The following is a 23,076-nucleotide window of genomic DNA, read 5'->3' as shown; positions in this document are numbered from 1 at the left end:
TCCGGGCGTGCCGAGGTGCGCAGGACTGGCGCCCAGACTGCGATCCGTACCACACTGGATGGTGACGCGAGGAGGCAGCATGGGCACAGCCAATGTCGGTCACGGAATCGTCGTCGGCATCGACGGATCGGACAGCGCACTCGATGCGGCCCGGTGGGCCGCCTGCGTCGCCCGACGTCTCGGCGAACCGATCGACCTGGTCCACGTTCATCCCCCCACCTCCGGCGACGGGACCGACCCGTCGGAGGAAGCCGTTCTGACCGCCGCGGAAGCGGCAGTTCGGGGCGCGGTCGACCGGGTCGAGGTCCGGCGGTCCACTCCGTCGGGCAAGCCGGATCGAGTGCTCACCGACCTGTCGCGCGAGGCACGGATGATCGTCCTCGGCCACACGACCACCACGGAGTGGGAGTCGATGATCCGGCGCTCCGACGTCGTGTCGGTGGCCAACCACGCGGAATGCCCGGTGGTGACGTGGCGCAGCCGCGACGGATTCCAACCGCCCGACGGGCGCCCGGTCGTCGTCGGAGTGGACGGCACCGAGGTCAGCGAGTCCGCCGTCGAGCATGCGTTCGCGACCGCCGCGGCGCTCGAGGCACCCCTCGTCGCGATCCACACCTGGACGGAGCAGTCCACGCTCACCTACGGCGAGGGGTCACGGTTCACGGACTGGACGGCCTACGTCGAGCACCGGAGGGAGGAGATGAAGTCGCATACCTCCGGGCACACCGAACGGTTCCCCGACGTCGCGGTCTCCTACCGGGTCGCGCGGGGCAAGCCCGACATCGTCCTGCTCGAGGAATCCAAGAGTGCCCAGCTCGTGGTGGTCGGCAGCCACGGCCGGAGCCCGCTGGCCGCTGCGGTGGTCGGCTCGAGCAGTCAGGGACTCATCCATCACAGTTGCTGTCCGGTCATGATCTGCCGGGCCCACCAACGATCGGAAACCGAAGCCCACTGAGCCGACCCGCGTGACCCTCGAGTCCCCCGCTCGGTTACTGCGCGGCGGTACCGAGCGGGGCGGTCTCCGACGCGGCCGGAGCGTGCGCGTAGACGGTGTCGCCCGCGACGAGCCCCAGGTCGCGGGTTTCGCCGCGGGTGATCTGCGTCGTGAACTGCTCACCGGTCGCGTCGTTGCGCAGTTCGACGCGCACCTCGAAGCCCAGCCGGACCACACGCTCGACGGTCGCCCGCGTGACACCGACCGAGCCGCCGGAGGTGTCGGAGAGCGCAGGTTGCCGGGCGAGCCGGATGTCGTGCGGCCGCACCAGCACGCCGTTGAGCTTGGACACCGTCCCGAGGAACGACATCACGAAGCTGTTCGCCGGGCGATCGTAGAGTTCCTCCGGCGTTCCGACCTGTTCGATACGTCCGGCATTCATCACCGTGATGCGGTCGGCGACGTCGAGCGCCTCCTCCTGGTCGTGCGTGACGAGCACGGTGGTCACGTGCACCTCGTCGTGCAGGCGGCGCAGCCAGGTCCGCAGGTCGGCGCGCACCTTCGCGTCCAGGGCACCGAACGGCTCGTCGAGCAGCAGCACCTGCGGGTCGACGGCGAGAGCACGGGCGAGCGCCATGCGCTGACGCTGGCCACCGGACAACTGCGCCGGATAGCGTCGCTGGAACCCGCCGAGCCCGACGATCTCGAGCAGGTCGTCGACCCGCTTCGTGATCTCGGCCTTGGGCCGCTTGCGGATCTTGAGTCCGAAGGCGACGTTCTCGCGCACGGTCATGTGCTTGAACGCGGCGTAGTGCTGGAAGACGAAACCGATGTCGCGCTTCTGCGGGGTGACGCCGGTGACGTCCTTACCGGCAATGTGGACGGTGCCCGCGTCGAGGGTCTCGAGGCCGGCGATCGAACGCAGCAGCGTCGACTTCCCCGAACCCGAGGGTCCGAGCAGGGCGGTGAGCGAGCCGGACGGGATGTCGATGTCGACGTCGGCGAGTGCGGCGAAATCTCCGTAGTTCTTGCGCGCCCCGGTAACAGTGATCATTCGGTGGTCCTCTTCCGGTCGAGCAGGGTCATCAGCAGCAGGACGATCACCGCGATGGCCATGAGCAGGGTCGCGGCGCTGTAGGCGCCGAAGGTGTTGTGGTCGTCGATGTACCGGGCGTGCACGAGCAGCGTCAGGGTCTGGGAGACGCCGGGGAAGCCGGACGAGACCATGATGACGGCGCCGAACTCGCCGAGGGCCCGCGCGACGGTGAGGACGATGCCGTAGGTCAGGCCCCAGCGGATCGCCGGCAACGTGATCCGCCAGAAGGTCTGCAAGGTGTTCGCGCCGAGGGTCGCGGCGGCCTGCTCCTGCTCCTCACCGATCTCGCGCAGCACCGGTTCGACCTCGCGCACGACGAACGGCAGCGTCACGAAGATCGTCGCGAGCACCATGCCCGGCAGGCCGAAGATCACCTTGAAGCCGAGATCCTCGACGGCACCGAACCAGCCGTTGGCGCCCCACAACATGATCAGGGCGACACCCACGACGATCGGCGAGACCGCGAAGGGCAGGTCGACGACGGCCTGCAACAGTCCCCTCCCCGGGAATCTGCCGCGGACGAGCGCCAGCGCGACGACGATGCCGAAGACCACGTTCACGGGCACGACGATCGCGACGATGAGCAGCGACAGGTTCAGCGCCGAGATCGCCGCCGGGGTGCTGATCGACTCGGCGAACGCCACGATGCCGTTCTCGAAGGTGCGGTAGAGGATCACCCCGATCGGGACGAGCAACAGTACGAACAGGTAGGCGAGCGCGACGAAGCGCAGCGACAGTCGGGATGCGAGGGACGGTTTCACCGGTCGTCCTCCTCTCGGCGCAGCCCCCGATTCGCGACCAGGCGCAGGACGAACAGCACGACGAAGGCGATCACCAGCAGCGCGACGGAGACCGCGGCGGCGTTGACCGGCCGGTCGATCTCGATCTGCTGCTGGATGTACTGCGACGCGACCTGGGTCTTGTACGGGATGTTGCCGCCGATGAGCACGATCGAGCCGTACTCGCCGATGGCGCGGGCGAATGCCAGGCCGGTGCCGCCGAGGACCGCCGGCGCGAGCACGGGCAGCACGACCGTGCGGAAGATCGTGAAGTTGCCGGCGCCGAGCGAGGCGGCGGCCTCCTCGACCTCACGGTCGGCCTCGATGAGCACCGGCTGCACCGAGCGCACCACGAACGGCAGCGTGACGAACGCCAGCGCCACCACCAGTCCCGGCTCGGTCGCGTTGAGCTGCACACCGATCGGGCTCTGCGGCCCGTACAGCGAGAGCAGCACGATGCTCGCGACGATCGTCGGTAGCGCGAAGGGCAGGTCGATCAGGGCATTGACGAACTTCTTGCCCGGGAACTCGTCGCGGACGAGCACCCAGGCGATCACCGTGCCCATCACCGCGTTGATCGCCGCGACGACCAGCGAGACGACGACGGTGATCCGTAGGGTCGCCAGGGCGGCCGGAGCGGTGATCGCATCGACGAACGTCCCGAGACCGTCCGAGACGGAGTGGAAGGCCAGGGCCGCGAGGGGAAGCAGGACGATCAGGCTCAACCACAGTGTGGCGATGCCGATACCGAGGGGCCCGACGGCGCCGGTGAACATCCGGCGTCGTGGTCGGGCGGGGGCCGTGGCGGACGGCCGGCGACGCGAACCCGCCGGGGCGGGAGACGAACCTCCCGACCCGGCGGTGTGTTCCGAAACGGTCACGCGCGTGCTCTACTTCGTTGCGTTGTCGTAGATCACCGCGATGGTGCCGGTGCTGTCGGCGAACAGCTCCTCGTTCACGGTCTCCCAACCGCCGAGATCGGCGACGGTCCACAGCTTCTCCGGCTGCGGGAACTCATCGGCGAATTCCTCGGCGACGGTCGGATCGACGGGCCGGAAACCGGCTTCGGCCCACAGGCGCTGGGCCTCGGGGGTGTACAGGAAGTCGTTGAACGCCTGCGCGACCTCGACGTCCTTCGCGTTCTTCAGTACCGCCGCAGGGTTCTCGATCTTGAAGGTGACGGGCGGGGTGACGTGCTCGACGGGGTCGCCGTTGCGCTCGATGAACAGTGCCTCGTTCTCGTAGCTCAGCAGCACGTCGCCGGTGCCCTGCAGGAAGGTCTCGGTGGCCTCGCGACCGGACTTCGGCTGCACCTTCACATGGTCGGTGACCAGTGCGGTGACGTAGTCGATGCCGGCCTGCGGGTCGGCGCCGCCGTTGCTCTTCGCGGCGTACGGCGCAAGCAGGTTCCACTTCGCCGAACCCGAGCTGAACGGGTTGGGGGTGACGACCTCGACATCCGGCCGGAGCAGGTCGTCCCAGTCCCGGATGTTCTTCGGGTTGCCCTCACGGACGACGATGGTCACGACCGATCCGAACGGTATCCCGTTGTAGGCGTTGTCGTTCCAGTTCTCGTCGACGAGTCCCGCGTCGACGAGACGGGTGATGTCGGGCTCGACGGAGAAGTTCACGAAGTTCGCCTCGGCGCCGTCGCGCACCTTGCGGGACTGGTCTCCGGAGGCGCCGTAGGACTGCTGGAAGACGACGCCCTCGCCTTCCTCGGTCTCCTGGAAGGCGGGGATCAGCGAGTCGAATCCGACCTTGGGCACGGCGTAGGCGTAGAGGTTGACCGTGCCGCCGGATCCGTCGCCGCCGCTCTCGGCTCCGACGGTGTCGCTCGAACCACCGGAGCAGGCGGTGAGGGAGAGTGCGGTGACCGCAGCGAACGCCGCGACAACGAACCTGGAACGTTTCATGACGAGCCTCCTGAGGGGCTGTTTCGAGGGGGGGATGAACGCGACCGGCACCGGACGAGGGGCTGCCGGAATCGGACCGGCCGGGATTCGCGAGGATGCGGCACCGACGGACGAGAGGATCCGGAAGACGGGGACCGCGGAGAGAAGGAGGATTCAGCGACAACAGTCGATGTCGGCGACCGATGGCATGCCCACAGCGATCAACGCCAACTCGTGGCGGAGGCGGGGCCGAGTGGTCGCGGACACGCGGCAGAGATTAGCAGAGGTCGAGGGTCGACCGAAATCGACGATTCGGACACCGGACGTCGAGCACCGAACCGGATGCGCGAGCGGCGTGCTCACATGGAGACGAGCCATGCGACGACGACGATGATCAGCAGCGCGATCAGCGCCAGGGTTACGCGCGAACGCGGCATGTCAGCAATCCTCCGTCGTCGTGGCGGGCGAGTCCGTCTCTCCGCGGCCGAGCAGTCCGAAGACACCGGCCATCGCCCGATCGAGCAGCCATGCGACCCCGGAGCAGGCCGGCACCAGCACTGCGAGCACCAGGGCCACCTGGGGGACGAAGGACAGGCCCGCGAGCCACAGCTCGAAGCCGTCCCACCACGAAGCCACCCGATCCATTGCCTACACCCTAGTAGGTTCGGCAACCGCGCTGCGATCCGCCCGGCCCGCGGTGATCATGGAGGGATGGACCACTACCACTCCTCACCGCTGTCGGGGGCACCCTTCCGACGGAGTCCGTTCCCGCCGATCGACGACTACGCATTCCTCTCGGATTGCGAGAGCACCTGCCTGATCGCACGTGACGGCACCGTGGAGTGGATGTGCGTGCCCCGTCCGGACTCGCCGAGTGTGTTCGGGTCGCTGCTGGACCGCAGCGCGGGACATTTCCGGTTGTCGCCGCACGACCGCACCGTTCCTGCGGCACGCCGGTACCTGCCGGGCGGTCTGGTGCTCGAGACGACCTGGCAGACCGACACGGGTTGGATGATCGTGCGGGACGCGCTGGTCATGTCACCCTGGTACGACGTCGAGGAACGCTCCACCACGCATCGCCGGACCCCGTCCGACTGGGAGGCCGAGCACATGCTGTTGCGCACGGTGCGCTGCGTGAACGGGACGGTCGACCTGTACGTCAGCTGCGAACCCGCCTTCGACTACCACCGCGGCCGCACCGAATGGAGCTATACCGGCAAGGTCTACGAGGAGGCCACCGCGGTGTGCCGGAACGCGCCGGACGAACATCCGACGCTGCGCATGACGACGGATCTGCGCCTCGGAATCGAGGACCGCGAGGTCCGCGCGCGACGTCGACTCCACAAGGGCGACACGGCCTTCGTCGCATTGTCGTGGTCGGACCGCCCGATGCCGCACACCTTCGACGAGGCCGCCGTCAAGATGACCGCCACCCAGGACTACTGGCGCGAGTGGATCACGACGGGCCGCTTCCCGGATCACCCGTGGCGCACCTACCTGCAGAGCAGCGCTCTGACGCTCAAGGGACTGACCTACAGCCCGACCGGGGCGCTGCTCGCAGCGTCGACGACCTCACTCCCCGAAACACCTGGCGGAGAACGTAACTGGGACTACCGTTACGCGTGGGTACGCGATTCGACCTTCGCACTGTGGGGTCTGTACACCCTCGGGTTCGACCGGGAGGCCGACGACTTCTTCTCGTTCATCCTCGACGTCTCGCGCGACGCGGACGGCGTCCGCTATCCGCTCCAGGTGATGTACGGGGTGGGCGGTGAGCGCGAGTTGCCGGAGTCGACCCTCGATCATCTGAGCGGCTACGACGGCGCCACCCCGGTCCGCATCGGCAACGACGCCTATCACCAACAGCAACACGACATCTGGGGCACACTGCTCGACTCGGTGTACCTGCACGTCAAGTCCCGCGGGCACTTCCCCCAGACGCTGTTGCACACCCTGCGCCGGCAGGTCGAGGAGGCAGCGGCCAACTGGCGCAAGCCCGATCGCGGCATCTGGGAGGTACGCGGCGAACCCCAGCACTTCGTGTCGTCGAAGGTCATGTGCTGGGTGGCACTCGATCGCGGCGCGAAACTCGCCGAACTGCAGGGTCGTCCCGACTACGCCCGGAAGTGGGCGGCGATGGCCGACGAGATCAAGGCCGACGTCCTCGAACACGGCGTCGACGAACGCGGCGTCTTCACCCAGCGGTACGGCCACCCGTCACTCGACGCGTCGGCTCTGCTGATCCCCTTGTTGCGCTTCCTGCCCGCAGACGACCCCCGGGTGCGGGCCACGGTGCTGGCGATCGCCGACGAACTCACCGAGGACGGGCTGGTGCTGCGCTACCGGGTGGAGACCACCGACGACGGGCTCGCGGGCAAGGAGGGCTCGTTCACCATCTGCTCGTTCTGGCTGGTCTCGGCGCTCGTCGAGATCGGCGAGGTCGAGCGGGCCGCCGCACTGTGCCAGCGCCTGCTCGACTACGCGAGCCCCCTGAAGCTCTATGCCGAGGAGATCGACACCGAGAGCGGACGTCATCTGGGGAACTTCCCGCAGGCGTTCACCCACCTGGCGCTCATCAATGCCGTCGTCCATGTCATCCGCGCAGAGCGGGAGATCGGAGCGGGCAACTTCCGGCCCGCGCATCTCGGACCGTGAGCCGGTCTCAGGCGACTCAGCGCCACCGCATCCGGGGAGACGTCGGTCTGCCACGGATAGAGGCCGCGCTCGTCGCCGTACGAGCCGGCGCTGTAGTACGCGATGGGCTGCACCCCGAGTTCGACGAGAGCGTCGAGCCATTGGCTGGAGGTCGCGACGATCCGCTCGGGTGTGCCCTCGATCGTCGTCGTGCCGTAGGAGTGCTCGACGGTGACGGTCTCGCCGCCGGCGGTCGCGGTGTCATCGGTGTCCGACGAACACGCCACGAGGGTCGGGGCGACGAACAGTACGAGCGCTACCGCGGAGAGAACGACTCGGCGCATGGGCGACCTCCACCTCAGGTGAGGCTCACCTCAGCTCGAATGTGGACGTCCGTGTGCCGGCGCAGTGCTCAACGGAAGCGGGACAGCAGGGTCTCCGCTTGTTCGGCGATACCCCGGATCACCTCGCCCGCGGGTCGCTCGGAGCGCACCAGACCGGCGGCCTCCCCCGCGTAGACCACCCCGATGTCGGGATCGTCACCGGTGTACGCCGCGGCGAGGGTGTCCTCGTCGGCGCCCCGGCCGTGCCACTCCTCGGTGAACGCATTGCGCAGGGCGCGTCCGCCCCAGCGCGCCGGCCACGGCTGGTGCCGGGCCTTGTCGAAGACGTCGGTGTAGACGGTGTCGGCGCTGCCGGCCTCCACGAGCCGGCCACGGGCGTAGTCGGGGCCGACGGTCTCCGGGCTGGCGAGCAGCGCCGTCCCGACCAGGGCGCCCTGCCCACCGGCTGCGAGCACCGCTGCCAGACCGCGACCCGTGGCGATGCCACCTGCGGCGAGCACGGGCAGCGACGTCGACTCGAGCACCTCCTGCAGCAACGGGAGGGTACCGATCCTGCCCGTGTGCCCACCGGCCTCATGGCCCTGCGCGATCACCGCGTCGACACCCGCTGCCTCGACCACGCGCAGATCGTCGACCGTGTTGATCTGCGAGAGGACGACGGCCCCGGCCTCGTGGACGCGCTCGATGTAAGGAGCGGGATCGCCGAACGAGAGCGTGACCAGTTGCGGGCGGTACTCGAGCACCGCGGTGAGGAGGCTGTCGTCGTCGGCAAGCGCCCAAGTCATCAGACCGAATCCCACGGCCCCACCACCGATCTCGCGGGCGGTGCGCACCTCGCCCTCGATCCACTCGGCGGTGTTGTACCGGGCGGCACCGATCAGGCCGAGTCCGCCGGCCCGCGTCACCTCGCCGGCGAGCCGCCCACCGGCCCGGCCACCCATGGGCGCACCCAGCAGAGGAACGGAGATTCCGAGTTCACGGGTGAGCCAGGTGTCGAGCACGCGAATCCTTCCGTTGGGCGTCGCAGCAGGAGCGACTACTTCTTCGGCTTGTCGGACGAGGCCTCGGACGACAACGCGGCGACGAACGCCTCCTGCGGAACGTCGACGCGGCCGATGGTCTTCATCCGCTTCTTGCCTTCCTTCTGCTTCTCGAGCAGCTTGCGCTTACGGCTGATGTCGCCGCCGTAGCACTTGGCGAGAACGTCCTTGCGGATCGCCCGGATGTTCTCGCGGGCGATGATCTTCGAGCCGATCGCGGCCTGGACGGGCACCTCGAACTGCTGCCGCGGGATGAGTTCCTTGAGCTTGGTCGTCATCTTGTTGCCGTAGGCGGCCGCGGCGTCCTTGTGGACGATCGCGCTGAATGCGTCGACGGCCTCGCCCTGCAACAGGATGTCGACCTTGACCAGCGCGGCCTCCTGCTCTCCGGCCTCCTCGTAGTCCATCGAGGCGTAGCCGCGGGTGCGCGACTTCAGCGAGTCGAAGAAGTCGAAGATGATCTCGGCCATCGGCAGCGTGTACCGCAGCTCGACGCGGGTCTCGGACAGGTAGTCCATACCGCCGAGCTCACCGCGCCGCGACTGGCACAGCTCCATGATCGAACCGATGAACTCGCTCGGCGCGATGATGGTGCACTTGACGATCGGTTCGTAGATCTCGCGAGCCTTGCCCTCGGGCCAGTCGGACGGGTTCGTCACGACGACTTCCTGGCCGCCTTCGAGCACGACGCGGTAGACGACGTTGGGAGCCGTGGAGATCAGGTCGAGGCCGAACTCGCGCTCGAGGCGCTCGCGGGTGATCTCCATGTGCAGCAGACCGAGGAAGCCGCAGCGGAAACCGAACCCGAGAGCGACGGACGTCTCGGGCTCGTAGGTGAGCGCGGCGTCGTTGAGCTGGAGCTTGTCGAGCGCGTCGCGCAGCACCGGGTAGTCGGAGCCGTCGACCGGGTACAGACCGGAGTAGACCATCGGGCGCGGTTCGCGGTAGCCGGTGAGCGGCTCCTCCGCACCGTGGCGGGCGGTGGTGACGGTGTCGCCGACCTTCGACTGGCGCACGTCCTTCACGCCGGTGATGAGATAGCCCACCTCGCCGACGCCGAGACCGGCGGTGGCCTTGGGTTCGGGCGAGACGATGCCGACCTCGAGCAGTTCGTGGGTCGTGCCCGTCGACATCATCTTGATCTTCTCGCGGGGCACGATCTTGCCGTCGACCACACGCACGTACGTCACGACGCCGCGGTAGGTGTCGTAGACGGAGTCGAAGATCATGGCGCGGGCGGGCGCGTCGGCGTCACCGACCGGCGGCGGCACCTGGCGGATCACGGCGTCGATGAGTTCGGGGACGCCCTCGCCGGTCTTGCCGGAGACCCGGAGCACGTCGGACGGCTCACAGCCGATGATGTTCGCGATCTCACCGGCATAGCGGTCGGGATCGGCCGCGGGCAGGTCGATCTTGTTGAGGACCGGGATGATCGTCAGGTCCTTGTCGAGCGCAAGGTAGAGATTGGCGAGGGTCTGCGCCTCGATGCCCTGCGCGGCGTCGACGAGCAGGACCGCGCCCTCGCACGCCTCGAGCGCGCGGGAGACCTCGTAGGTGAAGTCGACGTGGCCCGGGGTGTCGATCAGGTGCATCACATAGTCTTCGCCGTCGAGCTTCCACGGCAGACGTACGTTCTGCGCCTTGATCGTGATGCCACGCTCGCGCTCGATGTCCATGCGGTCGAGGTACTGGGCGCGCATCTGCCGCTCCTCGACCACCCCGGTGAGCTGCAGCATCCGGTCCGCGAGCGTCGACTTTCCGTGGTCGATGTGCGCGATGATGCAGAAGTTCCGGATCTTTGCGGGGTCCGTGAACGTGGTGTCGGCGAAGGTGCTGATGTCGTGCTCCTGACTCGGACTGGCAGCGGCCAGCAGACCGCGGTCACCCTGCAGAATATCCAAGTCGGGCGACGGCCGGGATTTCGCCCGGGTCAGGTCCGGTTAAGCTCGGTTCCCGTGGCCGGTACATGGAAGAAGTTGGGCAGGCAGCTGGGGCGTCTCGCCGTCGACCAGGGTCCGAAGATCTACCAGCAGTTGCAGCAGTCCGGGGCGCTCGACAAGGCGCGCGCCGCGTTGAACGCGGCCGGCCGGACCGGCGCAGCGAGCGGAACCTCGGGGAGCGGTACCACTGCGGCACCGAAGCCCGGCGCGTCCGGGACCACGGCGCCGAAGCCAGGTGCCGCGAAGACCCAGTCCGGCACGAAGCGTCCGGCCCCCGGTCGCCCGGTGGCGTCGCGCACCACGCCCACGGCGCAGCGTGCCCGCCGCCTCGAGTACTCCCCCGACCTCGACGGTCGCGCCGATCCGGGCGAGATCGTGTGGACCTGGGTGGCCTATGAAGAAGATCCGACGGAGGGCAAGGACCGCCCGGTGCTCGTCGTGGGCCGCGACGACAGGACGCTGCTCGGGCTGATGCTCTCGTCGAACTCCGACCGCGACGGTCACCGCGACTGGCTCGGAATCGGCTCCGGACCGTGGGACGCGGAGAACCGCCCGAGCTGGGTGCGCCTCGATCGCGTGCTCGACGTCCCCGAGGACGGCATCCGCCGCGAAGGCGCGATCCTCCCCCGCGCACGATTCGATCAGGTCGCGACCCGGCTCCGTACCGATTTCGGCTGGAGCTGAATCGGGCCGCGCCCTGACCGCAGGCCCTCAGGAGGCCCGGAGCCCGTACCGCCGCCCGAAGAGGAAGGTGTAGACGAGCGCTCCGAGCGCTCCGCCGATGAGCGGGAACACGATGAATGCCCACAGCTGCCCGAGCGCACCGTCCTGGTAGAAGGCGACGGCGAGGCTACGGGCGGGATTGACCGACGTGTTGTCGATCGGGATCGAGATCAGGTGGATCACCGCGAGAGTGAAGCCGATGGCGATGCCGGCGATCGGCGCGTCGGCCACCTGATCGGTCGCACCCAGCACCACGAAGACGAGCACGGCCGTGAGCAGGACCTCGACGACGATCATCGCGCCGATGCCGTAGCCGTTCTCGAGCACGCCGCCGAGCGGACCGTGCACCGCCGAGGGGCTGTGCGCGCCCCAGCCGTTCGCCCCGAGGCCGTCGGCGGCACGGTCGTAGCTCGGCAACGACGACGCCACCGCGTAGAGCGTCAGACCGGCGACCAGACCGCCGACGACCTGCGCGATCCAGTAACCCACGGCGCGCACCGGCGTCACGTGACCGACGATGAGCTGCCCGAGCGTCACCGCCGGGTTCACGTGACACCCGGAGATCGGGCCGATGGTGTACACGAGGAACAGCAGGGTCAGGCCGAACGCCAGTGCGACGCCGAGCTGACCGACATAGGTTCCGGCGAACACCGCGGTACCCACCGCGGAGAACACCAGGAGGAAGGTTCCGATCGCCTCCGCCACGTACTTCCGCAGGTCGGAGAACTCACCGGGGTCTCTGATTTCCAGGGAGGTCTGGCGTGCGAGATCTTCGTCGATTCGGGACTCGGGATCGCGTGGGGGTTCCATGGGTCACCTCGATGTTCGTGGTCCCGCTCGCAGGCGGAACCTGGTGGTAGAACACTTCGAGTCGATGCACCGCAGCCGCGAACTCGTCGTTCGCGCTGTGAGGGAGATTACGCATGCGCCGTGACCTCGACAACGACATCGTGCACCGTGGCGTGTCCGCCCATGTAGATGCCCTCCCGCGGCGGCACGCAACAACAACAGTCAGGTGCGCGTAGTCCTGGCCGAAACGATCAGGCCGGTGAGAAGGGTGATTCGACCGCCGGTTTGGGCTTTGCGATCCGTTCTTGGTAACCTTGTCCATCGGTGCTCAGATGCACCCAGAGCTTTCCTACCAGCTACCAGCAAGACGACAGGATTTTACGCGTGGCCAACATCAAGTCCCAGGTGAAGCGGATTCGCACCAACGAGCGCAACCGACTCCGGAATCAGTCGGTGAAGTCGTCGCTTCGTACGGCGATCCGTTCGTTCCGCGAGGCTGCGGCCGCTGGCGACAAGGACAAGGTCAACGAGCTCCTCGTCGCCACGAGCCGTCAGCTCGACAAGGCTGCCAGCAAGGGTGTCATCCACCCCAACCAGGCTGCCAACAAGAAGTCTGCTCTCGCGAAGCTTGCCAACAAGCTCTGAGTTCATCGCTCCGAGGTAGTAGACGCAGGCTCTGCTTCACGAAGGCCGTCCCCCTGCCGGGGACGGCCTTCGTGGCGTTGAACGACAGAAATGATGCCGCCCGCCCGGAATCGGCCGCGGGCACGAGCACGGGCACGGGCACGGGCACGGGCACGGCGGAGAAGCCTCAGGCCACCAGCTCGGAGATGACCCGCACGGCGTGCTCGAGGGCGTAGTCCGGATCGGCCGCGGCTCCCTTGACGTCGGCGTTGAGCGCAGCGACCACCGTGAGTGCGGTCCCGATCGACGCCGGCGCCCACGTGCGCGCCTGCGCCTGCGCCTTCTTCACCTTCCACGGCGGCATACCCAGCGACGACGCGAGGGAGAACGGGTCGCCGCGACCGGCCGAGCCGACCCGGGCGATCGTGTGCACGGCGTCGGCGAGAGCATCGGCGAGCAGCACGTGGGCGACACCGCGGTGCATCGCCCACCGTAGCGCTTCGAGCGCACCGGCCGTATCGCCGGCCACGGCCTTCTCGGCTACGTCGAATCCCGACACCTCGGCCTTGCCCGAGTAGTAGCGTCGCACGGCCGCAGCATCGATCTTGCCGCCGGTGTCGGCCACGAGCTGGCTGCACGCCGCAGCGAGTTCGCGCAGGTCGGAACCCACCGCCTCGATGACGAGCTGTTCGACATCGCCCGAGACTCGCACCCCCGCAGCCTGGAACTCCTTGTGGACGAACGTCCGCACCCACGCCGCCTTCTCCCCCGCCTTCGCGGGAGCGGCACACATGTGCTCCTCGGCGCCGCGCTTGCGCAGCGCGGGCACCATCGCCTTGGTGCGTCCCCCGCCGCTGTGGAGGATCACCAGTGTCACGCCCGGAGGCGGATCGCCCGCGACATCGAGGATCAGCGCCGCGGCGTCCTTCCCGGCGTCGGCGGTGGATTCGAGGATCACGATGCGTTCTTCCGCGAACAGCGACGGACTCAGCAGCTCGGCGAGTTCGGGTACGCCCGCGTCGCCGGCGCGGAGCCTGGAGACGGGGAGATCGCCGGGAGTTTCGCTGCGCGTACGGACATCGGACACGATCTTCGCGACGGCACGGTCGACGAGCAGTTCTTCCTCACCGAGGATCAGATGCAGGGACGCGTCGCTCACGGTTCGATCGTGCCACGCACGTCCGACACCACCGCGAGCGCCCCGGAGGCGGCACGGAGCACTGCAACGTCGCCGTGCAGGTCGGTCCGCAGGACCCGCGCCCCGATTCCGGTCAGGGTGGAGACGATCTCGGGATGGGGATGCCCGAACAGGTTGTCTCGCCCGGCGCTGACGAGGGCGACGCTCGGCCGCACAGCGGTGAGGAAGCGTGCGGGTGTGGTGCGCGAGCCGTGGTGCGGCACCTTCAACACGTCCGCACGCACGTCGGTGCCCGACCGCACGAGTGCGTCGAGCGCGGCCTCCTCCGCGTCTCCCGGCAACAGGACCCGGCCCACGACGGTGTCGACCGCCAGGACGAGCGAGTTGTCGTTCTCGGAACCGCCTGTCCGTCGCCCGGCCGGGCCCAGCACCCGGATGTCGAGATCGCCCGCACGCAGGGTCGCACCGGCACCCGCTTCCCGCACCACGACACCGACCCCGGTCGCCGCGTCGAGCACACCCGCCGCGTCGTCACCGGCAGCACCCGGCCCGACCACGACCATCTCGACCGAGCGCCCGGTGAGGACACCGCGGATCCCACCCGCGTGGTCGGCGTGCAGGTGTGACACGACGAGCAGTGCGATACGGCGAATCCTCAACCGGCGCAGGCACCGATCGACGGGTTCCGGTTCGGGTCCGGTGTCGACGACGACCGCGCGCCCGTCCCCCGTCGCCAGCACCAGCGCATCGCCCTGACCGACATCGCATGCGACGAGTACCCATTCGGCTCCGGGCCAGCCCGGTCGCAGCATCCGCACCGGCAGCCACACCGCCGCGACGGCCACCGCAATCACGAGAGCCGTGATCCGCACCCGCCGGTGACGAGCCACCGACCACGCCACCGCGACCAGCACCGCCGCGACCACTGCCCCCACCGGCCCGTCCGGCACCTCGAGTTCGGCCGACGGCAACGATGCCGCCCGGTCGGCCACCGTGATCAGCCACCACAGGAACGGCCCGGTGCCGCGCGCGAGCACCTCCCCAACCCACGGGACGACGGAGGCGCCCAGCGCGACCAGCGAACCTAGGACCGTCAGCGGCGCAAGTACCGGGGCGACGAGGACATTGGCCGCGACCGACACGACACTCACGGTCCCGCTCACCGCCGCGACGAGAGGTGCGGTCGCTACGAACGCGACCAGCGACATTGCCGCGACCTCCGCGATGGGACGCGGCCACCCGCGATCCACGAGCCGGGTCACGACAGGTGGCGCGGCGACGATCAGTGCCGCCGTCGCGGACACCGACAGCGCGAACCCGACGTCGACGGCGAGGTCGGGCAGGAGTACGAGCAGTACGCCCACCGCGGTGCACAGGGCGGGAAGTGCCTGTCGCTCACGACCCGTCACGAATGCCAGCAACCCGATCGATCCCATCGCGGCCGCGCGCACCACACTCGCCGACGGACGGACCACGACGACGAAGGCGACGAGAGCCGTCGCGGCGAGGATGGTCCCGGAACGCGGTCCGAGTCCTACCGCGCGCACGAGGAGCAGTACCGCTCCGAGGACGATGCTGACGTTGGCTCCGGACACGGCCGTCAAATGCGTCAGTCCGGCCACCCGGAAGTCCTCCCGCACCTCGTCGGTCAGCGCCGTGGTGTCGCCCACCACGAGACCGGGCAGCAGGCCGGCCCGATCGGCGGGAAGCACCGCGGAACCCACCTGCGCGAGCCGGTCGCGTACCGTGCCAGCCCATCGCTGCCACACCGGTGGCGGGCCGACGACCGTGGGTGCGTTCTCCGCGTGGAGCACCGCCACCGTGGTGCCCGGCCCGGTGTGCGGCGCCGCCCGCACACGCGCGGTGACCGACTGCCCGGGCAGGAGATCTCCCCACGAGTCGGCCGGTGCGAACACCACCACCGATCCCCCGGTGTCCATGGATCGTCCACCGACCATCACGTGCTCGAGCCGGGCCGGGATGCGTACCCGGGGTGTGTCGTCGAAGGCCGCAGCCCGGATGTGCCGCGGGTCGTCGGTGGGGAGGAGGACGACGCCGGCCCAGGATCCCTTCTCCGCTGCGGAGGCGATCGGGTGCTGGTCGGCGGCCCACATCCGGAGGCCGGCGGCCGGTCCGAATCCCGCGACGACGGCCAGTGCGGCGAGGAGGATCCGCGCACCTCCGCGTGGGATGCGACCGGTCGCGACGAGACGGACCGTCACGGAGCACCCGACGACGGCCGCGACCGCCACGACGATCACGATCCGCCATCCCGTGTACAACCCGAGAAGTGTCACGGCCCACGCGGCCAGCGCGCACGGCACCAACCGGGCATCGAGAACCGTTGCGGCGTCGGACCCGTCGTTCCGTCCGGTCACACCGTCACCAGTTCACGCAGCCTCGCGAGTCGCGCCGGTCCGATCCCGTCGACCTCACCGAGTTGTTCGACGTCCGTGAACGGTCCGTTGGTGTCGCGCCACGAGACGATCGCCGCTGCCGTGACGGGACCGACGCCCGGCAGCGCGTCGAGCGCGGTCTCGTCGGCGGTGTTGAGATCCACCGGTCCGCCTGTCTCCGGTGGAGCATCGCCCGGTGTCTGCGCCCCGACGATTCCACTGGCCTGCGGAACAGGTTGGGGCGGGGCGATTCCCACGACGATCTGATCACCGTCGGCGACCCGCCGGGCCAGATTCAGGCCGATGAGGTCGGCGCCGTCGACGGCACCACCGGCAGCGTCGAGCGCGTCGGCCACACGGGATCCCGCCGGCAGCCGCACGAGCCCGGGGCGTATCACCGCACCCACGACGCTGACGACGAAATCGGCGGAATCCGGTTGTGCCGTGTCCGTCTCCCTCGCGGCGGACGGCTCTGCCGTGTCCACGACTTCGACTCTCGGCAGCGGCGGTACCGGTTCGGGGACCGGCCGGTCGCGCCACACGACGACGAGTGCCACTGCGGCGGCGAGTACTCCGATCGCGGCGAGTGCAGCGGTTCCCCGTCGTCCGGTGTCCCATCGCGCTGCGGTCAGCCGATCGACGAATCGTTCCCGGCCGGGACCGCTGTGGAGGGGTTCGTCGCCGTCGTCCGGATCCGCCCAGGGGTGGTCGTTAGCCGACCTGTCGTCGGTCCAGGGCGGTTCCGCGGGCATCGCCGAGGAACGCGTGATCGCGCCGAGGCGGGTGCGCGCGAGATCACGGTGGTCACTGCTCGCCATGCCGCGACGCTAACCGCGGCCGCGACCGCCGGATTCGGTGTCGGCGCCGATTCGGCCTGGGTTGTGGATGACCCGCACCCCTGTGGATGAATGCCCGGATGGGGCCTCCACCGGCATCATCCGGGCCGGGAGGTGGTGTAGGTGGTCAGTCCTCGGAGACACCGGTCGCCGCGGAGGCGACGACCACACCGACCGCACCCGGCCCGACGTGCGCGCCGAGAACCGCGTCGAGTTCGGACACGACGATCTCGGTGCCTTCCGGAAGGCGCTGTGCGAGCTGATCGACGAGGCTGCGCGCCCGCTCGGGTGCCCCGCGGTGGTGCACCGCGACGAGCGGTTCGTCGCCCACATCGGTCGCGGCTCCGTCGACGAGCTTGGCCATCGCCTTGGTCATCGTGCGGGTCTTCTCCCGCAGGACGAGCTTGCCGTCGGAGATGTGCAGCACGGGCTTCATCGCGAGCGCGGTACCCAACAGCGCTGTGGCCGTGCCGATCCGGCCACCGCGACGGAGGTGGTCGAGCCGGTCGACGACGAGCAGGGTCCGGGCGGACGCCGCGACCTCCACGGCCCGCTCGTACACCCGGGCCAGGTCTTCTCCGGCCCGTGCGGCGCGCACCGCTTCGAGGACGGCGAAACCCGAACCCATGGCGGTGTTCCGCGAATCGACGAGCCGGATCCGGTCGCCCAGCGATTCGGCGGCGTGCCGAGCTGCGTCCCATGTCCCGGACAGCACCCGCGAGAGGTGCACGGCTACGACGCCGTCTCCTCCACTGTCCTCGAGCGCCTCGGTATAGGCGTCGGTCAGTTCTGCGGGAGACGGACCGGAGGTCGTCACGGTCGACAGGTCCTCCGGTAACTCGTCGACGCCCTCGCGGAGGTCGCGTCCGCCCGCGATGATGTGCAGTGGCACAACACGGATGTCGTACCGACGGACCAGTTCAGGGTCGATACAACTCGACGAATCTGTGACGACGACGACGGACACGACGCCTACCGTAGGCCCTCCACCGGGACTTCCGCATCCCGATGCACGATCCGGACCGCGTCGCCGACAGCGGCGGCGACACGGCGGTGTCCTTCCCAACCCCAGTGGATCCCGTCGGGATTGGCGTCGTCGGAGAAGACGTTCTCCCGCACCGCTTCGGCGAGATCGACGAGGGGAACCGACTTCTCGGCCGCCCAGCGGGTGATCGCGCGTGCCGCGGGGAGCCGGCCGGCATGCACCGACCGGTACTGCTCGCTGCGGTGCACCGACGGCATGGTGCCGATGACGGGCAGATCGGGGCGCATGTATGCCAATGCGTCCCTGATCGTTTCGAGGTACTCGACGCTGACCCGGGGTGGGAGCGCCACCGGTCGCCCGAGCGGTGACAGTCGCGGCTGCAACCACCCGTAGGCGCTACGCGCCGCGCGACGCAGGGCCGGCGGGCGGATGTAGCGCAGGCCCTCCCGCAGTGCGGTGGGCAGCGGGGACGGGAGGGTGTCCATCCCGCCCACGGCCAGGACGACGGCTCCGGCGTGCGGGATCGCGGCCCACACCCGCGGGTCCTGGGTCATGGCCCACCACGCGTCGCGTGTGGTCCACCCGATCCGAGCGACGAGCTCGACGTCCCATCCGAGTTCGGCCGCGACCAGGTTGGGCCAGATCTGCGGATGGTCGGCGGGCAGGCCGCCCTTCGGGCCGTAGTAGCTCAGGGAGTCACCGATCACCAGCAGGACCGGGCGCTGCGGGGCGGCGTCGGTTCCGATCGGCGTGGGTTCAGAGGACGTCATCGGGCGCCACCGTGGCCGACGCGTTCCAGACGTCGAGGCGCCAGGACGGCACCTCGCCGTATCCGCTGAGCTGCACCCATCCGGTGTTCCCGAGACCGCCGAGGACGGACCACCGATCGACGGGCAGGTCGAGCAGGGCGGCGGTGAGCGCGGCTATCAGACCCCCGTGTGCGACCAGCACGATGGGCCGATCGCTCCAGTCCTCGTACTTGTCGAGCAGTTCGCCGACGACGGCCATGCTGCGCCGCGCGACGTCGATCCGGTTCTCGCCTCCCGGCGGTGCCCAGGTCGCGTCGGCGCGCCACGCGCTGCGCGCGCCCGGGGCCACGGCGTCGACCTCGGTGTGGGTCAGGCCCTGCCATTCGCCGAGATGCGTCTCGCGCAGCCGCGTGTCGATCGCGACCGGCAGCCCGATGCGATCGCCGAGCGCGGTCGCCGTGTCGTAGGCGCGGCGCAGATCGGACGAGACGACGGCGAGCGGATCGAACCGGGCGATCGCGTCGGCGACGGCGAGCGCCTGCTGCCGGCCGAGCTCGGAGAGGTCGGTGTCGAGCTGGCCCTGCATCCGCCGCGTGGCGTTGTACTCGGTCTGGCCGTGGCGCAGCAGCACCAGCTGCCGCACCCGCGGGCTCTGCGAACCCTCCTCCGGACGACTCACACGTCCTCCGGCGAGTCGGCGGCGTCGATCGCCGAACGGGGGCCACCCACACCATCGACCTCGATGGTCGGGCAGTCCTTCCACAGGCGGTCGAGGGCATAGAAGTTGCGCTCGTCCTCGTGCTGGATGTGCACCACGACGTCGACGTAGTCGAGCAACGTCCACCGTCCCTCGCGGGTGCCCTCGCGGCGGACGGGCTTGTGGCCGGCCTCGCGCAGCTTCTCCTCGACGTTGTCGACGATGGCGTTGACCTGACGCTCGTTGGGTGCGGACGCGATGACGAAGCAATCGGTGATCACCAGTTGCTCGGACACGTCGAGAACCACGACGTCGGTGGCGAGTTTCTCGTCGGCGGCCAGGGCTGCGATTCGGGCCATCTCCGTGGCTTCTGCCGTTGCGCTCACTGCGTGCTCTTTCTCTCGATGGTGCCGGGGGTGTTTCCGTCGAACACCGGGACGGGATCTCCGTCGGGGTGCGTATTCGTGCGGTAGAGCCGGCGTTTGCTGATGTACTGCACCACTCCGTCGGGGACCAGATACCAGACGGGACGGTTCTCGCGGGCCCTCCTGCGGCAGTCCGTGGAGGAGATCGCCAGTGCCGGGATCTCCACCAGGCTCACCGCCTCGGCCGGGAGTTCGTCCAGATGCGGTGCCAGGTGTTCGGCGTGAAGGTCGTATCCGGGCCGGGACACCCCGACGAAGCGGGCGAGGTCGAACAGGGTCTGCCAGTCCTGCCAGGACAGGATCGATCCCAGTGCGTCCGCGCCGGTGATGAAGTACAGATCCGCGTCGGGATACTGCTCGCTGAGATCGCGCAGGGTGTCGACGGTGTAGGTGGGTTTGCGTCGATCGATGTCGACGCGGCTGACGGAGAACCGCGGGTTGGATGCGGTCGCGATCACCGTCATCAGGTAACGGTCCTCGGCGGGGCTGACGTCGCGTCCGGTCTTCTGCCAGGGTTGCCCGGTGGGCACGAAGATCACTTCGTCCAGGTCGAAGCTCGCGGCGACCTCGCTGGCCGCCACGAGGTGTCCGTGGTGGATCGGGTCGAACGTTCCACCCATGACGCCCAGGCGGCGCCTGGGGGCCGAGGGCCGATCCGTTGGCTGATGCACGGTTGTCCAGCTTACGGGTTCACACGGGGAGCAGACTCGCCACCACCGTTGCGAGCTGCTGCGCCGACCGGCACTCGTGCATCGTGACGACCTCGCTGTAGACCCTGGCGGCCGAATCCCCCGAACCCCATTGTCCCTTCGGCTCGGGATTGAGCCAGTGCGCGTGCCGTGCGACGGACACGAGATGTTCGAGGACTTCGAGGTTCGGATTGCGGTAGTTCGTGCGGCCGTCGCCGAGGATCAGCAGCGAGCTGCGGCTGGTGAGGGCGTGGGCGTGGTTCTCGGCGAAGCCGCCGAGGGCGTGTCCGTAGTCGGAGTGACCGTCGTAGGTGATCAGCTCCGCTTCCTTCAGCATCCGCGACATGGACTCGCCCAGATCGGACCCTGCGGCGAAATGATGGGTGACCTCGTCGGCGGTGTCGATGAACGCGAACACGCGCACGCGGGAGAACTGTTCGCGTAGGGCGTGCACGAGCAGCAACGTGAAGTGCGAGAAGCCGGCGACGGAGCCGGAGACGTCGCAGAGCACGACGAGTTCGGGACGCGCCGGACGGGGCTTGCGGTTGACCAGGTCGATGGGCACGCCACCGGTCGACATGGACTTGCGCAGTGTGCGCCGCAGGTCGATGGCGCCGGCACGAGCGCGCCGGCGGCGCGCCGCGAGACGGCTCGCGAGCAGACGCGCGAGCGGCATGACGCTGCGGCGCAGGGCGACGAGTTCCGCGTCGGACGCGCGCAGGAAGTCGACCTCCTCGGCAAGCTTGGGCACCCCGTACTTCTCGACGCGTTCGCGGCCGAGCTGCTCGGCGGTGCGTCGCCGGGTCTCCCGTTCGACCATCGCCCGGAAATCGGCGATGCGCTGGGCGGCGGTGCGCCGCGCGACCTCGCTCTCGTAGGCGGCGTCGTCGCGTTCCTCGCGGGTGCTGTTGCCGAGCAGTCCCTCGAGGATCTTCGTGAGCAGGGTGTCCGGGGAGACGTCGCGAAGCGCCTGATAGGCCGAGAAGGACGGGCCGTTCGACGACGCATACTGGCCGAGTTCCTCGACGATGGCGGAGACGAGCATCTCGGAGGCCTCGAGTGCCTCCGGCGACTCGTCGGACAGCAGCTCGGCGATGAGATCGCGTAGGGCCTCGAAGTCGACCTCCCCCGTGGGGGTGCGTGGGATGCTCGCCTGAGGGTCGGTGGCCTCGCGGCGTCCGATCGCGGGCGGGAACCACAGGTCGAACAGGGCGTCGAAGGTCGGCCGGTGTGTGGACCGGCGGAGCAGGGTGCACGCGAGGCCTTCGCGGAGGGCCTCCCGATCGAGGAGATCGAGCACCGTCATGACCCGTCCGGCGTCGACCGTCTCGGACGGCCCGACCGCGATGCCGCGGCGGCGCAGCGCCTCGACGAATCCGACCAGGTGCCCGGGCAGTCCGTGGGGTGCCGGGGGCGCCTCGGATCCGGGAAGGTGCGCGGCGGCCATATCAGTTCAACCGGAGCTCGGCGGCAGCGCGGATCTGGTCGGACTGGTGCTTGAGGATCACGCCGAGCGTGCTGCGCAGCGCGGTGTCGTCGAGGGTGTCGAGTCCTAGTGCGAGCAGGGTGCGACCCCAGTCGATCGTCTCGGCCACCGACGGCACCTTCTTGAGTTGCATGCCGCGGAGCACGCGGACCGTGCGTACGAGTTGGTCGGCGAGCGCGTCGGGCAGATCGGGGACCCGGCTGGCGAGGATGCGTCGTTCGAGGTCGGCGTCGGGGAAGTCCAGGTGCAGGAACAGGCACCGGCGCTTGAGCGCTTCGGACAACTCGCGGGTGGCGTTCGAGGTGAGCACCGCGAACGGCTTGCGGGTGGCCCGGATGGTGCCGAGTTCGGGCACCGTGACCGCGAAGTCACTGAGCACCTCGAGCAGCAGGCCTTCGATCTCCACGTCGGCCTTGTCGACCTCGTCGACGAGCAGCACGGTCGGATCCTCGCGGCGGATCGCGGTGAGCAGCGGCCGCGACAGCAGGAACTCCTCGGAGAAGACGTCTTCCTTGGTGCGGTCCCACGACTCGCCCGCCGCGGCGGTCGCCCCTGCCGACTGGATGCGCAGGATCTGCTTGGCGTGGTTCCACTCGTACAGCGCGCGGGACTCGTCGACGCCCTCGTAGCACTGCAGGCGCACGAGTTCGGCCTCGGAGGTCTCGGCGACGGCGCGGGCAAGTTCGGTCTTGCCCACGCCCGCGGGTCCCTCGATCAGCAACGGCTTGCCGAGGCGATCGGCGAGGAACACCGCGGTCGCGGTGGACTTGTCGGCGAGATAACCGGTACCGGCCAGACGATCGACGACGTCCTGGACGTCCGCGAAGATCGGCGGGGTGGTGGGCAGCGCACGATCCACGCTGGTTCCTTTCGTCGG

23 protein-coding genes are annotated in these 23,076 nt (G+C 69.1%); 4 read left to right on the top strand and 19 right to left on the bottom strand.

The genetic code is table 11. The features are described 5' to 3' along the window. Positions 1-79 precede the first annotated feature (79 nt). The gene (locus tag M3330_RS20290; RefSeq protein ID WP_033097759.1) at positions 80-955 is read left to right on the top strand and encodes a universal stress protein; all 876 of its coding nucleotides are present in this window, start codon (positions 80-82) and stop codon (positions 953-955) included. 34 nt (positions 956-989) lie between these two features. Here M3330_RS20290 and M3330_RS20285 read toward each other — a convergent pair whose 3' ends face one another. The 6 genes from M3330_RS20285 to M3330_RS20265 all read right to left on the bottom strand — a co-directional run bounded on the left by M3330_RS20285 (position 990) and on the right by M3330_RS20265 (position 5,349). Then, positions 990-1,988, bottom strand: coding sequence for a sulfate/molybdate ABC transporter ATP-binding protein (locus M3330_RS20285; protein WP_255026147.1), 999 nt, complete (start codon positions 1,986-1,988; stop codon positions 990-992). Continuing rightward, on the bottom strand, positions 1,985-2,791 hold the full coding sequence (cysW, locus tag M3330_RS20280) for a sulfate ABC transporter permease subunit CysW (RefSeq protein WP_255026145.1): 807 nt from the start codon (positions 2,789-2,791) through the stop codon (positions 1,985-1,987). The genes M3330_RS20285 and cysW overlap by 4 nt, the downstream gene beginning before the upstream one ends. Continuing rightward, positions 2,788-3,585 (bottom strand): sulfate ABC transporter permease subunit CysT, encoded by a 798-nt coding sequence (gene cysT, locus M3330_RS20275; protein ID WP_016694104.1) that lies wholly within the window; start codon positions 3,583-3,585, stop codon positions 2,788-2,790. Before cysT ends, cysW begins: the two co-directional genes overlap by 4 nt. 114 nt (positions 3,586-3,699) lie before the next feature. Continuing rightward, positions 3,700-4,725 carry a sulfate ABC transporter substrate-binding protein gene (locus M3330_RS20270; RefSeq protein WP_019288356.1) on the bottom strand — a complete coding sequence of 342 codons (1,026 nt, stop codon included), beginning with the start codon at positions 4,723-4,725 and terminating at the stop codon, positions 3,700-3,702. 153 nt (positions 4,726-4,878) lie between these two features. Continuing rightward, the gene (locus M3330_RS24545; RefSeq protein WP_369683107.1) at positions 4,879-5,082 is read right to left on the bottom strand and encodes an Ms4533A family Cys-rich leader peptide; all 204 of its coding nucleotides are present in this window, start codon (positions 5,080-5,082) and stop codon (positions 4,879-4,881) included. A gap of 60 nt (positions 5,083-5,142) precedes the next feature. Beyond that, a complete protein-coding gene (locus tag M3330_RS20265; RefSeq protein WP_019288357.1) occupies positions 5,143-5,349 on the bottom strand; it encodes a hypothetical protein in 207 nt (68 codons plus the stop codon). Positions 5,350-5,415: 66 nt separating this feature from the next. Here M3330_RS20265 and M3330_RS20260 point away from each other — a divergent pair, with 66 nt between their 5' ends. After that, entirely contained in the window at positions 5,416-7,359 is a 1,944-nt protein-coding gene (locus M3330_RS20260; RefSeq protein ID WP_255026142.1) for a glycoside hydrolase family 15 protein, read from the top strand. 391 nt (positions 7,360-7,750) lie between these two features. Here M3330_RS20260 and M3330_RS20255 read toward each other — a convergent pair whose 3' ends face one another. Both M3330_RS20255 and lepA read right to left on the bottom strand, forming a co-directional pair. Continuing rightward, on the bottom strand, positions 7,751-8,683 hold the full coding sequence (locus tag M3330_RS20255) for a nitronate monooxygenase family protein (RefSeq protein WP_006554501.1): 933 nt from the start codon (positions 8,681-8,683) through the stop codon (positions 7,751-7,753). A gap of 35 nt (positions 8,684-8,718) precedes the next feature. Continuing rightward, positions 8,719-10,614, bottom strand: coding sequence for a translation elongation factor 4 (gene lepA / locus M3330_RS20250; protein WP_259443777.1), 1,896 nt, complete (start codon positions 10,612-10,614; stop codon positions 8,719-8,721). Positions 10,615-10,677: 63 nt separating this feature from the next. On the opposite strand from lepA, the gene M3330_RS20245 reads away from it, so the two are divergent. Beyond that, entirely contained in the window at positions 10,678-11,346 is a 669-nt protein-coding gene (locus M3330_RS20245; RefSeq protein ID WP_019288360.1) for a type II toxin-antitoxin system PemK/MazF family toxin, read from the top strand. Positions 11,347-11,373: 27 nt separating this feature from the next. On the opposite strand, the gene M3330_RS20240 is transcribed toward M3330_RS20245, so the two are convergent. Next, complete coding sequence (locus M3330_RS20240) at positions 11,374-12,195, bottom strand: aquaporin (RefSeq protein WP_006554504.1); 822 nt, start codon at positions 12,193-12,195, stop codon at positions 11,374-11,376. 363 nt (positions 12,196-12,558) lie between these two features. Between M3330_RS20240 and rpsT the strand changes: the two genes are divergently transcribed. Next, positions 12,559-12,819: a 30S ribosomal protein S20 gene (gene rpsT / locus M3330_RS20235; RefSeq protein ID WP_006554505.1), complete on the top strand. Its 261-nt coding sequence runs from the start codon at positions 12,559-12,561 to the stop codon at positions 12,817-12,819. Between the two features lie 166 nt (positions 12,820-12,985). Here the strand turns inward: rpsT and holA are convergent, their stop codons facing one another. The 10 genes from holA to M3330_RS20185 form a co-directional block, all read right to left on the bottom strand. Then, positions 12,986-13,957 (bottom strand): DNA polymerase III subunit delta, encoded by a 972-nt coding sequence (gene holA / locus M3330_RS20230; protein ID WP_138843690.1) that lies wholly within the window; start codon positions 13,955-13,957, stop codon positions 12,986-12,988. Further along, the gene (locus M3330_RS20225) at positions 13,954-16,314 is read right to left on the bottom strand and encodes a DNA internalization-related competence protein ComEC/Rec2 (RefSeq protein ID WP_255026133.1); all 2,361 of its coding nucleotides are present in this window, start codon (positions 16,312-16,314) and stop codon (positions 13,954-13,956) included. Before M3330_RS20225 ends, holA begins: the two co-directional genes overlap by 4 nt. Next, positions 16,311-17,150: a ComEA family DNA-binding protein gene (locus tag M3330_RS20220; RefSeq protein ID WP_255026131.1), complete on the bottom strand. Its 840-nt coding sequence runs from the start codon at positions 17,148-17,150 to the stop codon at positions 16,311-16,313. Before M3330_RS20220 ends, M3330_RS20225 begins: the two co-directional genes overlap by 4 nt. 145 nt (positions 17,151-17,295) lie before the next feature. Next, positions 17,296-18,135 carry a DegV family protein gene (locus M3330_RS20215; protein ID WP_006554508.1) on the bottom strand — a complete coding sequence of 280 codons (840 nt, stop codon included), beginning with the start codon at positions 18,133-18,135 and terminating at the stop codon, positions 17,296-17,298. A 5-nt stretch (positions 18,136-18,140) separates the two neighbouring features. Continuing rightward, a complete protein-coding gene (octT, locus tag M3330_RS20210) occupies positions 18,141-18,923 on the bottom strand; it encodes a diglucosylglycerate octanoyltransferase (protein WP_219129232.1) in 783 nt (260 codons plus the stop codon). Then, positions 18,910-19,488, bottom strand: a complete 579-nt coding sequence (locus M3330_RS20205) for a histidine phosphatase family protein (protein ID WP_230810365.1) — start codon at positions 19,486-19,488, stop codon at positions 18,910-18,912. Before M3330_RS20205 ends, octT begins: the two co-directional genes overlap by 14 nt. Before the next feature lie 89 nt (positions 19,489-19,577). After that, positions 19,578-19,985 (bottom strand): ribosome silencing factor, encoded by a 408-nt coding sequence (gene rsfS, locus M3330_RS20200; RefSeq protein WP_024101369.1) that lies wholly within the window; start codon positions 19,983-19,985, stop codon positions 19,578-19,580. Then, positions 19,982-20,644, bottom strand: a complete 663-nt coding sequence (gene nadD, locus M3330_RS20195; protein WP_019288365.1) for a nicotinate-nucleotide adenylyltransferase — start codon at positions 20,642-20,644, stop codon at positions 19,982-19,984. The genes rsfS and nadD overlap by 4 nt, the downstream gene beginning before the upstream one ends. Before the next feature lie 70 nt (positions 20,645-20,714). Next, positions 20,715-22,160: a VWA domain-containing protein gene (locus tag M3330_RS20190; RefSeq protein WP_024101370.1), complete on the bottom strand. Its 1,446-nt coding sequence runs from the start codon at positions 22,158-22,160 to the stop codon at positions 20,715-20,717. Between the two features lies 1 nt (position 22,161). Next, positions 22,162-23,058 (bottom strand): MoxR family ATPase, encoded by an 897-nt coding sequence (locus M3330_RS20185; protein WP_006554514.1) that lies wholly within the window; start codon positions 23,056-23,058, stop codon positions 22,162-22,164. Positions 23,059-23,076: the final 18 nt, after the last annotated feature.

Source organism: Rhodococcus sp. GA1, from assembly GCF_024321955.1.
Lineage (GTDB): Bacteria > Actinomycetota > Actinomycetes > Mycobacteriales > Mycobacteriaceae > Rhodococcus > Rhodococcus pyridinivorans.
This window is presented reverse-complemented; position numbering and strand designations above follow the sequence as displayed.

Coding starts and splice junctions, on each gene's coding strand:
- M3330_RS20290 (WP_033097759.1), top strand. CDS start 80: ATGGGCACAGCCAATGTCGGTCACGGAATCGTCGTCGGCATCGACGGA.
- M3330_RS20285 (WP_255026147.1), bottom strand. CDS start 1,988: ATGATCACTGTTACCGGGGCGCGCAAGAACTACGGAGATTTCGCCGCA.
- cysT (WP_016694104.1), bottom strand. CDS start 3,585: ATGTTCACCGGCGCCGTCGGGCCCCTCGGTATCGGCATCGCCACACTG.
- M3330_RS20270 (WP_019288356.1), bottom strand. CDS start 4,725: ATGAAACGTTCCAGGTTCGTTGTCGCGGCGTTCGCTGCGGTCACCGCA.
- M3330_RS24545 (WP_369683107.1), bottom strand. CDS start 5,082: ATGGCTCGTCTCCATGTGAGCACGCCGCTCGCGCATCCGGTTCGGTGC.
- M3330_RS20265 (WP_019288357.1), bottom strand. CDS start 5,349: ATGGATCGGGTGGCTTCGTGGTGGGACGGCTTCGAGCTGTGGCTCGCG.
- M3330_RS20260 (WP_255026142.1), top strand. CDS start 5,416: ATGGACCACTACCACTCCTCACCGCTGTCGGGGGCACCCTTCCGACGG.
- M3330_RS20240 (WP_006554504.1), bottom strand. CDS start 12,195: ATGGAACCCCCACGCGATCCCGAGTCCCGAATCGACGAAGATCTCGCA.
- M3330_RS20220 (WP_255026131.1), bottom strand. CDS start 17,150: ATGGCGAGCAGTGACCACCGTGATCTCGCGCGCACCCGCCTCGGCGCG.
- octT (WP_219129232.1), bottom strand. CDS start 18,923: ATGACGTCCTCTGAACCCACGCCGATCGGAACCGACGCCGCCCCGCAG.
- M3330_RS20205 (WP_230810365.1), bottom strand. CDS start 19,488: ATGCAGGGCCAGCTCGACACCGACCTCTCCGAGCTCGGCCGGCAGCAG.
- nadD (WP_019288365.1), bottom strand. CDS start 20,644: ATGGGTGGAACGTTCGACCCGATCCACCACGGACACCTCGTGGCGGCC.
- M3330_RS20190 (WP_024101370.1), bottom strand. CDS start 22,160: ATGGCCGCCGCGCACCTTCCCGGATCCGAGGCGCCCCCGGCACCCCAC.